Source organism: Rufibacter roseolus (assembly GCF_017916365.1).
Taxonomy (GTDB): Bacteria; Bacteroidota; Bacteroidia; order Cytophagales; family Hymenobacteraceae; genus Nibribacter; species Nibribacter roseolus.
This window is the reverse complement of sequence record NZ_JAFMSU010000001.1, coordinates 1,360,030-1,374,890: the sequence shown is the minus strand read 5'-3', so window position 1 is coordinate 1,374,890 and position 14,861 is coordinate 1,360,030. Positions and strand designations below refer to the sequence as shown.

Below are 14,861 nucleotides of genomic sequence, written 5' to 3'. Positions count from 1 at the left end.
CTCTAGCAGTTGCCGTTGGGTGTTTCCTTCAGATACACGTTAAAGACGGTGCCCTGGCCTAACTCACTCTCGAACTCAATTTTACCATCGCAGTTCTCCACTATCCTTTTTACGATGGCCATGCCCACGCCTGTTCCCTCCACGTGCAGGTGTACGCGTTGGAACATGCCGAATACTTTTTCTTTGTCTTCATTCTTTAGCCCGAGGCCGTTGTCCTGCACAGTCAAAAGCGTGTAGGAATCTACCTTGGTGGTCGTCACCTGTATTTCTGGCGCGCGTTCCGGTGATCTATACTTAATGGAGTTGGAGACCAGGTTGTACAGAACGCTCCGCAGGTTTTTCCTGGAGAAGAAGATTTCCGGGGCCTGGGAGAAATCGGCGGTGATGGTGGCGTGAGCGCTTTCTATCAGGTCTTTGATGTGTACTTTCACATCGGTCAGGAGTTCGTCAAAGCGCACGGTGTTTTTGCCGGCCGCTTCATATTGCACCTTCGCGATTTCGGTTAAATCCTGTAAAGTAGCCTTAAAACGGTCCACCGAGTTGTTGATCATTTCCAGGATAGGCGCTACTTCCTCGCGGTTAATGGTGTCTTCCTGCAGCGTATCCTGCAAGGCGGCCATGAGCCCTTCTATGTTGTGGATGGGCGCTCGCAGGTCATGCGAGGCGGTATAGACAAAGTTATCCAGGTCTCTGTTTACCCGGGTTAACTCTTTCGTGCGTTCTTTCACCCGTTCCTCCAGTTCCTGGTTCATCTCCAGGGCCAGCTTATTCGCTTTCTCCAGGTCTTTCCTTTGCAGGAAGAACTTGACAAAAGCCGAGACTTTGGCTTTGGTGATGTACGGGTGCAGGGGCTTAAACAGGAAATCTACCGCGCCGGCCTCAAAGCCTTCTATCACGTGGGTATCCTGCTCGTCAATGGCGGTCACGAAGATGATGGGAATGTCCCTTGTTTTGGAGATATCGCGCAGGTAGCGGGCCACCTCGTAGCCGTTCATACCGGGCATCTGCACGTCCAGTAAGATGAGGGCCAGTTCTTCCTGCAAGGCTATTTTCAGGGCCTCTTCGCCAGACTCGGCAAAAAGGTAGGTAATCCCCTCCTCCTCCTTGTAAAGCAAGCTCTCCAGGCTGACCAGGTTCTCTGGTTTGTCATCTACCAAAAGAATCTTAACGGCTTGTACTTCGGGGGAAATCATGGGAGCGGTAAGGGATTGGTCAGTGGTCATGCAAAGAAAGTAAAAAAGCTTGGATACGCTCTGAATTCATTATCTGGCAACCTGGCACCAGGGCAATAGCGGCCAGGGGCATGGTGTCTACTTCAGCCTCCTGCGGGTCCTGTACAATAACCGTTCCGCCTCTTTCCGCAATGTACTTGAGGCCGGCGCTGCCGTCTTTGCTGGCCCCGCTCAGCAGAATGGCAATGGTATTGGACCCGAACGCATCTGCCGCGCTGGTAAACGTTACGTCTATGGCCGGACGCGAGTAGTTCTCCAGTTCTGAAACGTCTAACGAGAACGTTTGGTCTTTTTCCAGCAGCACATGGTAGTTAGACGGCGCCACGTACACGTAACCAGGCTTTAGTTTTTCCTTCTCTTCTACCTCGGTTACCTGCAGCGCCACCCGTTTCTCAAACACTATTTGTAAATTGCCGTCAAAGTGGCGAAGCCGGTGCAGCACCATTACAATAGGAATGCTGTAGGAAGCGGGCAGTTGCTTGAGAATGGCCTGCGAAGCCTTGATGCCGCCCCAAGACCCTCCTATCACAATCACCTTTGCCTCCTTCTTCATCAGGTGGTTTTGCGGTAAATGCGGTTACTTTTATCCACGCAGGTGTAGTTGCCGTTTATCTGTGACATGGCCAGGGTCTCTTTTTTGCCCAAAGCCAGGTAGCCCAAACTCACCAGACTTTCATCAAACAGACCGAAAACCCGCTCCTGCAAGGTCCGGTTGAAGTAGATGAGCACGTTTCTGCACAGAATCAAGTGAAACTCATTAAAAGAAGAATCGGTGGCCAGGTTGTGCGGGTAGAACACCACGTTCTTCACCAAAGAAGCGTCAAACTTGGCGCTGCCGTAGTTACTGGTGTAGTAGCTGGAGAACTCGGTTTTACCCCCAGCAGCGTAATAAGCCGTGGTGTAAGCCGCCATGTTGGCTAGCGGAAAAATGCCTTCTTTCGCCTGCTTCAGCACTTTCTGGTTGATGTCTGTGGCGTAGATTTTGGTCCTGTCCAGCAGGCCTTCCTCTTTCAGGATGATGGCCAGGGAAAACAGTTCCTCGCCGGTAGAGCAGCCCGCGTCCCAGATCTTGATGAACGGGTAGGTAGACAGAATGGGCATCACATTCTCGCGCAGCGCCAGAAAGAACGTCGGATCCCGGAACATCTCGGTCACGTTCACGGTGATTTCCTGCAAGAAATTCTCAAAGAAGTAAGAATCCTGGAACAAGTTCTTGCGCAGTTCTTCTATAGACGCCAGGTTCTTGTTACCCAGAAACCGCCTGATCCTGCGGTACACCGAGGCCCGCGCATAGCCGCTGAAATCATACCCGTACTGTGCATGGATGTCCTGGATAAGCGTTTCTACCGCCTGCTCAAAAAGCGCATCGGCCTCAAGCTTCATACAACCACACCCGCATTAAGGTCAATAATTTGTCGGTGTCTACGGGTTTGGCAATGTAGTCTGATGCCCCGGCGGCAATACACTTCTCCTTGTCTTCTTTCATGGCCTTTGCGGTGAGCGTAATGATTGGCAATTGCTTCAAACGAGGGTTTTCCCTAATTCGTTTTGTAGCTTCAATACCGTCCATCTCGGGCATCATCACGTCCATGATGACCATGTCAATGCCTTTCTCGGTGTCCAGTTTCTGGATGGCCTCCTTGCCGTTGTACGCCGTCACTACCTCCATGCCGTGCTGCTCCAGTAAGCTACTGAGTGAGTAGATGTTGCGCACATCGTCATCTACCACCAGCACTTTCTTGTCTTGCAGCACTTCTTTGGGCACGTGCAACTTCATCTTGAACTCGCTGCCCGAGGGTAGTTTCTGGTTCACCTTGTGCAGGAACAACTGCACCTCATCCAGCAGCCGCAAATAAGAATACTCGTTTTTGATGATGATGGTGTTGGCGAACTCCTTCAGGTCGGCTTCCTCCTCTTCGCTCAGGTCTTTGCCCGAGTAGATGACGATAGGAATATCCGTGAGGGCGGTCTGCGACTTGAGCTTCTTCATCCACTCGTAGCCTTTCATGCCGGGCAAGTTCAGGTCCAGGATGATGCAGTCTACTTTCTGCTTGGCCAGGATCTGCTCGGCCTCCTCGGCGGAATACGCCGAAGTAGATTTCAACCCGTGCGCCAACAGCAGCTCGGCCACCGCCTTGTTCTCAATCTCGTTGTCTTCCACAATCAAGATATTCTCCAGCGCCGTGCCCGACATTTCTGAGATAGACGAGAAAGCCTTGTTTAGCATTTCCAAAGTCACAGGCTTAGGCAGGTATTCTTCTTTGTGCCCGTGCTCATTGATCACCTCCTTGTCATACGCCGACATGACGTGCACATTCAGGTGGCGCAGGTCGCGGTCTTCCCGCACTTTCCGGAGCACTTCCCAGCCGGTGATATCGGGCAGATGCACGTCCAGGAGCATGGCATCAGGTTTCTCCAGGCGGGCCAGACGCAGCCCCTCCTGTCCGGTGAACGCCTGGTGCACTACAAACTTCTTGGCTCTGGCAAAATCTGCCAGTATATCGCTGAAGCCTTTGTCGTCTTCCACAATGAGCACCGAGATGTCTTTCTTGTCTTTCTGCTCCATGCGGTCCAGCACCTGGTGGGCGTTTTCGGCCTTGTTTGGCAAAACCGGGGCAGAAACCGGCTCTTTAACAGGCTGTGGTTGTTGCCTTTTGGCAACCGTAACCGGGTTAGCCGGCAGGTACAAGGTGAAGGTACTGCCCTGGCCCGGCTCGCTTTCCAGCATCAGTTCCCCGCCCAGCAGAGACGCTAGTTCTTTGCTGATGGTGAGGCCCAGGCCCGTTCCGCCGTACTTGCGGGTAGTAGACGTATCTGCCTGCTGAAACGCCTCAAACACCATTTCCTGCTTGTCTTTGGGAATACCAATGCCCGTGTCACGCACCGCAAAAGCAATGATCTCCGGCTGTTCGCTCAACTGCTCAGACCGGAACTTGGGCCGGTTGCTCACCGGATAGATGGAAAGCTCCACCTCGCCGCCTTCGCCGGTGAACTTGATGGCATTGCCAATGAAATTTTTGAGGATCTGCTCCAGCCGGAAGCGGTCTGTGACAATGGCTTCCACACTGCCCGGCCGGATGCTCTCCCGGTAGGTGATCTGCTTTTTAGCGGCCACTTCCCGGAACATAGGCGCCAGCGAAATGTCTTTGAGTTTGATTTCCTCAGTTTCCAGCTTGATCATACCCGATTCAATCTTGGAGAGATCCAGAATCTCGTTGATCAATTTGAGCAGGTCTGCCCCGGATTTGTGGATAATCTGGGCATGATCTATTTGCTTGGTGGAAAGCGTGTTTTCCACATTATCGGCTAGCAGACGGGAAAGAATCAGGATGCTGTTGAGCGGTGTGCGCAGCTCATGCGACATGTTGGCCAGGAAGTCGCTTTTGTATTTACTAACCGTTTCTACCTGCTTTATCTTCAGCTCTATGGCTTGCCGGGCGTCTTCCAGCGCCGTGTTCTTGGACTGGAGCGCCTCGTACTGTTCTTCCAGCAGTTGGGCTTTTTCTTCCAGCTCGGCGTTTTTCTCCTGCAGTTCTTCCTGGTTCACGCGCAGTTCCTCTTCGGAGGCTTTCAGCTCGGCGTTTAAGTGGCGCAGTTCTTCCTGTTGGGTTTCCAGTTCCTCGGCCTGGTTCTGGGTCTCGTACAGCAGTTCCTGCGTCTGTAAGTGCGCTTTCAGGGTGTGGATGATGACCGAAATTCGCTCCGAAACCGTGTCAAACAACTTCTGCTGCAACTCTCCATACGACTGACGGGAACACAGCTCTAAGGCACCCACCACGTTGGACGAGAAGTAAAGCGGCACAATGATGATATTGGCGGGCTCTACTTCAGACAAGCCGGTCTTTATTTTCAGGTACTCCTCGGCGACGCCTTCCAGCAGTTTTACCTTCCGCTCCTGCACGGCCTGGCCTACTTTACCGGTCCCAATCCCGAAGGCGGGCAGCTGCTCTTTGCTGTAAGCTACTCCGTGCGCAGCGGCGGGCTCCAGTTGGCCGCTGTCGTTGTGCAGGTAGAGAATGCCGGCCTCAGATTTGGTATAGTCGCAGAGGAAAGCAATGGCTTTCTTTGCCACGCCCTCCATGGTAGTTTCACCGCTTACAAGATTATTCAGCTCAGAAACGCCCGTGAGCACCCAGTTGCGGTTGGCGTTCTCGGTGGTGAAGGTCTGCAGGTTGTCCTTCATGTCTTTGATGGCGTGGCTCAGCACGTCTTCGTCGCTTTGCACGGCCACTTCCACCTCGTACTGCCCCTGCCCAATGGCTTTGGCCACCCTAGACAGCGCAATATTTTTCTCCACCACTTCCCTGAAAGAACTGGCCACGCTGCCAATCTCATCCTTGCTGTCAATGTCAATGACTACATCGGTCGCGCCCAACTTGATGCGGTCGGCGGCGGTTTTTAAGGTAGAAAGCGAAGAGGAAATAAGATTGAAAATATAGAAAGACAGGAACCCGGCCAATCCCAGAATCAGGACCATAATGATGGTGAGTGCCACGAGGTACTGCTGCTTTTGGCTGATTTCCTGGTTCACCTGTTCCCTGATCTTACTGATCAAGAATTCCTCGGTTTTCCGGTACTCTTCAATGCTTTGGGTAAAGACATTAAAGATAGCCTCTGGCTGGAAAGAGGTTAAGTCCAGCGCAGGGTTGGCGGTGATGTCCTGCAGTATGGTGTCTACGGTTCTGTACTGCGCTGATGAAGTAAGCTGCTGTACCCTTGCGCTGGATGCAGGTCTGGCGTACCGGTAGAAAGCCGCCAATGAACGATTATAGGCCTCTATCTGAATCTTGATCTGGGCGTAGTCTTCATATGAGAAGCGCTTTTCGGGGATTACCTTCATGAGCAAACTCCTGATTCTGCCCAACTGAACTTTGGCCTCGGCGAGATTTCTGAAACTGGCTAACTGCCGGCTGATCTCCACATTCCCCAGCCCCGTGGCATTGGCGTCTATTCTGTCCAGGAAACTAAAGAGCAAATTGGTGGAGTACCGCCGGAAGGCCATTACGTCCAACCTGTTCTGGTCAAGGTTGTTCCGGTATTCTTTTAAATCATTAAGGAGCGCAACTTCCGGCAACACACGGCCAGAGGATTCCAGAAATTCCTTCAGGTCTCTTTCGGCGGCATCTGTCTTGCTTCTTTCAGTCCGTGCCTCAGCTAAAAATCTGGCGTTACCATCCACCGCCGCCAGAATACGGCCCCGCTCTTTCTGGAAAGCGTGTACGAAGCCGGAGATTCTCTCTGACTCCTCCAGTTGAACCGCTTCCTGCTTTAACCTTTGGTTTGCCTCTACTTCCACTTTTATGGTGGAGAAAACCAGGTACAGCAACGGCACCAAGAGCAGGGTTAAGACAATGGAGAGTTTATCCCTTATTTTTAAATTCTTTATCAGTTTCATCTCAAGCATGAAGTAACAGGGGGAAGTAATAAGGCACGCAAATTATAAAATGCCCTGCACAATCTTTGTGGTTTGTTTAGAATACACAGGTGGGCGCAAGTCAGCTAACTCTCTCTTGCTGCATAGTAGAATTGGATAAGAAGGGTAAAAACAAAAAGCCAGCAGGGTATTCCCCTTCTGGCTTTTTGCTTTTGCATGCGACCCTAATTAACCTTGCTTAGTTCTTATAGAAATCAAACGCGACGATGTTACAGAATTTACCTGGCCATCCGTCTGGCTGGGTGGTAAGGTATCCCATGCTTACCTCTGACTTTTCCTGAACCGTGAAGGTCACCCGCAGTTCTCCAATGGGCTTTCCATTATAGATCTTTGTATGGCCCAAAGAAGTGGTGACTTGCTCCACATCCGGCAGGGTATTCCCCAGGGCAACCACCAGGTAGGTTTTATCGTCAGGCGTCAGGTTTGTGTCTCTCAGGTTCGATATCTCAAAAGTATAGGTTCCGGGGTCAAGGGTAAGGGTCTGGTAGATCTTCCCGTTGGTGATGGGCGGCGAGCCCCAGCCGGATTCCACGTTGAAGATATTGCCGTTCCATTCATCCCAGCCACCAAAACCGCCGTGGTTTTTAGCCGCATCGTTCGTGATCCAGTTTGCCAGGTTGCCCCACCTTCCCGAAGTAGCAGTTGCGATAAACGGTACTTTCTTGTTCTTCAATTGCGGCACAATGTTGATGGCATAATTCTGGAAAGCCACCGCAAATGTGTCAATACTGGTCGGCTCTGGTTTGAAGATGGTTCTGTATTTGATGGTGGTGGATTCTGTAAGTCCTTCCAGAACAGTTTTGGAGGTAGACACGGGAGTAGTGATCACCTTTGTTTCCCCGTTCACCACATACTCTACCTCGGTATACTGGGCCCCGGTAGACAGGTCCATGGCATCCCAGTTGATCACCGTTCTGCTGGTTTCAAAGTCAAGCAAAGAAATCAGCCGGTTGTTCAATCTCCTGCGGTAGGTATTGCCATAGGATGTACCTATCGCGTTCACCGGAATAGAAGCATTCCCGGCGGCGTCATAGGTAACGGTGACAAAGTTCTTCACGCCTTCGTCCACAGCGAAAGTTCTTTCAAAAGGTTCTTTGCCCACACCTTTTTCAATCTGGTATTCCACGGAGTCTTTCCGGTCATTCCAGAAGATTTTCACCGTTTTCACCTTAGGGTCGGCACTTAGTTGCGCCTTGTACAGCACGCGTCCCTTGCCGGAGAAGATTTTCACCGAGTCCATTTTGCCGGCGTACTGAATCTCCCCATCCTTGGTGTACTCCTTGAAGTCATCCCAGTCAGTACAGGAATACAAAGCCATCAAGGAAAGTAAGGAGGCAAAGGCCAGCCTTATTTTATGTATGAATATCCTTTTCATTGTATGTTTTCTTTAAAGGTCCTGCCTCCCCTCCATAGAATGGCGGCAGGACCTGGATTTAATGTTTTACAAACGGGTATCTCCGTACACTTTCAGTTCATTGATGCTCTGGGCCGTGCCTCCCGCAAAGTTCTCTAGGCATCTAATCCGGATGTATCTCACCTTAGGCGCGTTCAGGTCCAGATCCCAGTTAAAGCCGGCGGCCGCTGTCTCCCGGTCTTTGGGCGTGTCTTGCCCGTAACCAGTGCCCGAAGGTTTCACCACTTCGTAAGAGCCCAGCAAAACCCAGCTGGCGTCTAAAGCCCCGTTCAAAGAAGGATTGGCCGATCCGTAGATCTCAAACCGCTTCATGGTGGTCAGATAATAGAATTGAGGCGGGTCCAACTCTGGAAAAGGACGGATCCAGATGCGGCTCATTTTGGCCAGCTTGCCGGTGTCAAAGGTGATCATATGGGGCTCGGGCCCGCCGTTCACCTGATGGGTAAAGCTTACATAGGGCCACCCCAGAAGCCCGTCCCAGGCGTATTCCAGCCGGGCGCCGTTCGTTACCTGGGGCGCATCACCGGGCAGGACAAATGCCCTGAACCCTGAACTGGGCAGCTCGGCCTCAAACAAGGGCTGGACTATTTTGGAAGTGGTGTCTGTGGAGTTTCCCCATCTGTCTTTGACAAAGACCTTGAATTCATACCGGGTAGTATCCAGGCCCCTGATCTTAGAAGTGATGTCTTTTACTGAAGTGAAAACGCTCTTTTGGTTATCTACCTCAAACTCATTGAAGGCATTCTTCTTCATCACAATGATGGAAACATTGGCCGTATCTGGGTTTGCCGCAGACAGGTTGTAACCACCAAAGGCAGTAGCCACCTGAATGCTTTTGTAGACTTTCCAGATAGGCGCCTCCAGGGGCTTCACCTTCACCGTAACCGGGTTGGATTTGATGTTGCTCCGGCTCACGGTGTACAACTGCACCTCATGCTCATTTGTGTCTGCAAAGCCATCCACTATGAGCGAGTTGTTGTAGTAAGAAGTCTGCGCCTCCAGGGTTTTACCGGTGGCAATGGTATACACCGCCTTCACGTACAGCAGATTCTGGTCTTTGGGTATGGTATAGGTCAGTTTAGCCTTACCCGCCAGGTTCTCCACGGTAACGTTTGACACCATGCTGGGCACGCTGCTATCCCCTCCTATGGGTTCCCGGAACTGCAAATCCTCTTCGCAGGAAACCACGGCCATTATTCCAAAAATGAGGAAAAACGATGTTTTAAGTTTATGTAAGTTCATAAGTTTAATCCGCTAAAATGTTGATTTACCATCCAGGGTTTTCTACCAAATTCTGGTTGCGTCTGATGTCATAGTTGCCCACCGGCCAGAAATAGTCTCTTGGGGTGATAAACTTCTGACTAAACACCACTCTTTCATTGTTATAGGTCTCAGGGGTTTTACCCATGATGTTAAAGCCCGTGATATCTTTGTTCAACTCCTCGCCCGCCAGTTTCCATCTTCTTAAGTCCCAGAAACGGTGACCCTCAAAAGCAAGCTCAATGAGGCGCTCACGTCTGATGATGTCCCGCAGGCCGGTCTGGGAAGTGTATTTTGAGGGGTTTTTAGAGAAATTGGACCAAGACTCTACAATGCCTTTCAAACCGGCTCTTTCCCTGATCTTGTCTAAGTATTCAATGGCCACAGGAGAACCTGCCTGCACCTCGTTCAGGGCCTCGGCGTACATCAGGTATAGATCTGCCAGTCGTATTTCTGGCCAGGGGTAAGATTTCCAGGTGGGGGCATTGGTGCCGTTGGTAGTGGACTCCCAGTGCACCAGCTTTTTGATGAAGTACCCGGTCTCGTTCCAGTTCACAAAGTCCCCGAAACCTGCTTTATCTCCGTTCTTAGATTTCACATAGAAGGTGTTGACATCACTGCCGGTTGGGTTTCCATCCTTCATGTACCAGATACCGCCGTCAAAACCTAAATCGGCGTAGAAACGGGGTTCACGGTCAAAATTCAGGCGAGCGGTTTTGTAGTTGGCCTCTATGTTGAAATTCTCCTCTGCCCCGGCCACTTTCACCGCTGAGTAGTTGGTGAAGTCCAGCGTTTTGTCTTCCTCAATAGGCACGCCGTTTTTGGTGTAGAACATCTTGGCGATTTTGATAGGAGCAGACCAAGGAGCCTGCAACTCAAACCTACTGTTCTGGCTTCCTCTCTCCATAGGAGGCATGCACAGTCTTTCATTGATGAAATAACTGTTAGACAAAGCCCAGACATGCTCAGTACCCCACCGGTTGGTAACCGCGTTTCTGATGTTCAACTGGGTTTTGGTGACCTGGCTTAGGTTGTACACATCGGTGGTGTACTTGTAAAGCGCATGCCCGTTTTGCTCCGCCGATTCAATGGCTGCTTTGGCTGCTGCTGCAGCTTTTACCCATTTGTTCTGGTCATAGGTAGGATTGAATAAGGCAACGCCCTGTTTGTCTGTGAAGCCGGCATAATCAGCGTTGCCATTGAACAAAGGACTGGCGGCATACAGCCAGAGCTTTGCTTTTACAGCCAGCGCAATAGGTTGGGTAATTCTGCCCATCTGTTTGTTCTCGTCGAAAATCCGGGCGGGCAATTTCTCCACGGATTGGTCCAGCAGGTTGGAGATGTAGTTCACCACCTCATCTACCGGCATGCGCTTTGCGCTGGGCTCGTCAGTGGCAGGGATATCATCAACAATCGGAATGGGCCCATACATCCGGAATAAGTAGAAGTGGTAAAATGCCTTCAGGAACTCTACCTCCCCAATCCACCGGATGCGTTCTTCAGGAGTGAGATCAGGCACCTTGTTCGGGTCCTTTACATTGGCCAGAAAGATATTGCAGTGGCGGATACCTCTATAGATTTTCAGGTGGTCATTCCAGCCCCCGTTGCCTTTGCGCATGCCGGCCCATTCATCAAACAAAGGCGCATCTTTGGTCTGCTGGCCCAGGGCAATTCTGTAGGCCGGGTGCCAATGGGTTTGGCTTGCCTGGGGCAGCCAAATCTCATCGCCGGACATCAATCCCGCATTGTACCAGCCATCCCCGTTTTTAGGCAAAAAGGAATAACAGGTAAACAGATACTTTTCGGCCTCGTTGCGCAGTTTGAAGGCATGCTCTATGGTAGCCACGTTGTCTGGCACCACATCCAGGTAGTCTTTGCAGGAAGAAGCAGCCAGAGCCAGAAGAACCAGGAAGAAGCTGAACGGTTTCTTTCTTCTGTGCGAGGATTCTTTTTTGGCCGGGGCTTTGGGAAGCCCTTTGCCAAAGGGATATATTTTTGAGAGGAAACTCTTCTTTTCCATGATATTGTACATCAAACTTTGATTATAAATTGACAGACAGACCAAGATTGTAAACAGACTGGATTGGATAGTTCAAGCCATTGCCGCCCATTTCCACATCCCACAGCTTGAATTTGCTGAACATCAACAGGTTGGTGGCCGAGAAGTATATCCTGGCGCTCTGCACCCCAAGTCTTTTCACCTTGTCTATGTTGTACCCAAAGTCCACATTCTTCAGTCTGATGAAACTTCCGTTCCGCATCCACCAGGTAGAGGTTTGGTTGTTAGAGGGTACCTGCCAGGTGCTTAGGCGTGGCCAGAAGGCATACAGGTTTCCATTCTCTTCAGACCAATGGTCATCTGCAATGGCCTGTAAAAGACCTGTCTGGTAACCGCCTGCCTGGTTAGGAAGCTGGTACTGGTAGAAGGGCTGGATAGCCCACGGATCAATGAAGAAAGAGGTGCGGGCTGCTCCCTGGAAGTACAGGTTCAGGTCAAACTTCTTGTATCTGACGGTGGTACCAAAGCCGTAGATGATCTCCGGCTGCTGCGGATAGCCCAGGGGAACCATGTCATCGGTGTTGATCACGCCGTCCTTGTTGATGTCCCGGTATTTGATGTCACCGGCCAGCAGGCCTCTGTCGCCAAACTGTACCGGAGAGTTGGCCACCTCCTCGTTGTCCACGAACAAGCGCTCCGCGATATAGCCCCATCTTTGGCTGAGTGGACGTCCGGCTCTGGACAAGTGGGCCAAGTCACTGTCATAGGCCAGTTCATCTACCTTCACTGCCTTGCTGGTAGCGTAGGTGAAAGTCCCCCTGAGCTCTACATTCAGATTCTGGGAAAGTGTCTTGCTGTAGTTGGCAGAAAGATCAACCCCCTGCGACTCTGCCTTACCGTAGTTGGAGAGCGGGGTAGCCATTAAACCAGAGACGTTGTCTATGTAGGTAATAGGCTGTAAGATCTGGGATCTGTGTTGTTTGAACACATCCACAATCAGCTCCACAGAGTTAAGGGCAGACCCTATGTTCAGGTCCATCCCTAAGTTGAGCTGCTTTGATTTCTCCCAGGTAATGCTCTCGTTGGAATATCTTGAGATAGAAACCCCTGGTCGGTAATAAACAGCGGTACCGTCATTTCTTCCGAAGGAAGAACCAAAGCCATTGTCATTAAGATTGACGTTGGACATGTACAGGAATCTTTCGTCTCTGTTCCCGATCTGGTCATTTCCTACAATACCGTAGGTGGCCCTGAATTTCAGGTTAGAGATGATGCCTTTGAGAGGCTCAAAGAATTTCTCATTGGAGATGCGGTATCCAATACCCGCTGATGGGAAAAAGCCGTAACGGTTCTTTTTGGCAAAGCGCTCAGATCCGTTATAACCAAAGTTCATCTCAATAAGGTAACGCTGGTCATACCCGTAGGTGAAGCGGCCGGAAATGCCGTGGTTTCTGTTGGGGAGGGAACGGATGAGGGTACCGGGGTTACCGGCCTCGTAGTTGGAGATATAGGACACCAACAATCCACCTACATCATGCTTGTCAGCGAAGGTTCGGTTATAATCCACCGCTCCCTGCAGCCAGAAAGTTGACTCTACTACTTTGTTTCCTTCGGTGTAGTTCAGATACTCTGTTCCCGGCAACCCGATGGAAGTAGAGGACCCATCATTCAGCACCCCTATTTTATAGCTTCCGTCTTCCGGGTTGATGGTTGAGCTGTAGTAGAACGGGTTGTAGAACCGGTTGAGCGACACAAAAGACACTCTCTTGAGGTAGGTCATGGCCCTGGCACTAAGTCCTTTGGTAAGGAAACCCAGGTCCTGCTTTATCTCCAACTGTGGGTTCAGGTTGGCGGTTTTATAAGTTTCGTACCCTTTCACCATCTCAGCGTAAGGATTCACGAATAACGTGGTGGTCTCTACGGCATCGCTATTGATGGTGCGGGCAGACCCAAACAGCGGGTGATCCACGAAGGGCAGTTTGTCTTTGGGGTAAAACGCCGGAAACATCACCGGGTTGGTGTTCAAGGCATTCCTAAAGGTGGTGGCCCCACCTCCAATAGGTCCGTTGTAATCATCAAACTGACCGTACACCCGGGCAGTCAATACAGTGGTGGGTGTGAGGTCAAAATCAATATTGGACCGGATGGAGTAATTGTTCAGACTGATGTTGCTGTTGAAATTGTTGATGGGGTCTACTTTCAGGATTCCATTATCCTTGTTGTAGGTCATGGCCAGGTAATAGCGGCCTTTGTTCGTACCCCCGCTTAAATTGATGTTGTAGCCCTGGTTGAAGGTATGGTCCCTGATCAGTTGATCAACCCAGTTGTTGTTAGGGAACAGATAAGGATCCTCCCCCATTCTGGTACTGTTGATTTTGTTCTGGGAGTAAGGCTCTTTGGCGAGTGGAGAACGCGTCAAGGTGGCATCATTCGCCAGGTTCATGTAGGTGATGTTGTCAGCCAATTGAAAGTTCCTGGTATTGGTGGAGATGCGGTTTTCCACCCGTAGGCTGACTTTGATAGGTCCCTCCTTCCCTGATTTGGTGTTGATCAGGACTACGCCGTTTGCTCCTCTGGCGCCATAGATAGAGCTAGCCGCGGCATCCTTTAATACCGAGAAATCTGAGATATCATCTGGCTGCAGGCGGGCCATATCCGTTGGGGAGGACTCTATGCCGTCAATCAGGATCAAGGGATCGCGTTTACCGGTTCCGAAGGTGGACAGACCCCGGATGTAGAAGGTGGAGTTATCAGTTCCCAGGCCAGGCTCGCCGCTTTGCTGAAACGAGATAACCCCGGCCACTTTACCGGCAATGGCATTGGTTAAGTTAGAGGTTGGGGTCTTCAGATCTGCCACGCTTACCGAGGTGATAGAACTTACCAGGCTGGCCTTTTTCTGCTCGCCAAATCCCACCACCACTACTTCCTGTATTGCTTTTGTATCCGGTACCAGCTTCACCGAGATTTCCCTTCTGTTCTCCAGGGGCACCTCTTGGGTCACAAAACCTATGTAGGTGAAAACCAGGATGCCTTTTCCGTCCGGGGCGTTCAAGGTGAAGTCTCCGTTGATGTCTGTGTTAGTACCAATGGTGGTGCCTTTCAACACAACGCTTACCCCTGTAAGACCGGAACCGTCTTCCTGGGATACCACCTTGCCCGTTACTTTGAACTGGGTTTGCCGTTCTGCTGCGCCGCTTGGGCTTGGCTGCCTGTTACTGGCGAGAAGCGTAGTTGGTTTATTGCCTCTTTTCGAGGAAACAGAACCAATCTCAGGGGTCTTTATTTCACTTTTCGGAAGCATCTGAGCCAACCCAGTGAAATGCGTGGATAAGTAAAGTAGAAGAACCAGAGCGTACCTGTTCTCCTTAGCCGAGTAATTGTGCTTCATAGGTAAAATAGTTGGTTTAAAATTTTAAAAGAGTATCAATAACTGCCTCATGACCATGAGTCTAGCCCATGGAACTATCGCAGCGTTTAACTTCTTGAAAATCCTGGTTCAGGATTAACCAAACCTATCATACC

8 protein-coding genes are annotated in these 14,861 nt (G+C 50.8%); all 8 read right to left on the bottom strand.

Going from position 1 to position 14,861, the window contains the following annotated elements:
* Positions 1 to 2 precede the first annotated feature (2 nt).
* On the bottom strand, positions 3 to 1,223 hold the full coding sequence (locus tag J3P35_RS05500) for a sensor histidine kinase (protein WP_210463346.1): 1,221 nt from the start codon (positions 1,221 to 1,223) through the stop codon (positions 3 to 5).
* Positions 1,213 to 1,785 carry a chemotaxis protein CheB gene (locus J3P35_RS05495; RefSeq protein WP_210463345.1) on the bottom strand — a complete coding sequence of 191 codons (573 nt, stop codon included), beginning with the start codon at positions 1,783 to 1,785 and terminating at the stop codon, positions 1,213 to 1,215. Before J3P35_RS05495 ends, J3P35_RS05500 begins: the two co-directional genes overlap by 11 nt.
* Positions 1,785 to 2,615: a CheR family methyltransferase gene (locus J3P35_RS05490; protein WP_210463344.1), complete on the bottom strand. Its 831-nt coding sequence runs from the start codon at positions 2,613 to 2,615 to the stop codon at positions 1,785 to 1,787. The genes J3P35_RS05495 and J3P35_RS05490 overlap by 1 nt, the downstream gene beginning before the upstream one ends.
* On the bottom strand, positions 2,605 to 6,636 hold the full coding sequence (locus J3P35_RS05485; RefSeq protein WP_246849984.1) for a response regulator: 4,032 nt from the start codon (positions 6,634 to 6,636) through the stop codon (positions 2,605 to 2,607). The genes J3P35_RS05490 and J3P35_RS05485 overlap by 11 nt, the downstream gene beginning before the upstream one ends.
* A 208-nt stretch (positions 6,637 to 6,844) precedes the next feature.
* Positions 6,845 to 8,041, bottom strand: coding sequence for a DUF4998 domain-containing protein (locus J3P35_RS05480; RefSeq protein ID WP_210463343.1), 1,197 nt, complete (start codon positions 8,039 to 8,041; stop codon positions 6,845 to 6,847).
* A 66-nt stretch (positions 8,042 to 8,107) separates the two neighbouring features.
* On the bottom strand, positions 8,108 to 9,322 hold the full coding sequence (locus J3P35_RS05475) for a DUF4959 domain-containing protein (RefSeq protein ID WP_210463342.1): 1,215 nt from the start codon (positions 9,320 to 9,322) through the stop codon (positions 8,108 to 8,110).
* Between the two features lie 25 nt (positions 9,323 to 9,347).
* Positions 9,348 to 11,360 carry a RagB/SusD family nutrient uptake outer membrane protein gene (locus J3P35_RS05470; RefSeq protein ID WP_210463341.1) on the bottom strand — a complete coding sequence of 671 codons (2,013 nt, stop codon included), beginning with the start codon at positions 11,358 to 11,360 and terminating at the stop codon, positions 9,348 to 9,350.
* Positions 11,361 to 11,382: 22 nt separating this feature from the next.
* Positions 11,383 to 14,640, bottom strand: coding sequence for a SusC/RagA family TonB-linked outer membrane protein (locus J3P35_RS05465; RefSeq protein ID WP_210463340.1), 3,258 nt, complete (start codon positions 14,638 to 14,640; stop codon positions 11,383 to 11,385).
* Between the last annotated feature and the right edge of the window lie 221 nt (positions 14,641 to 14,861).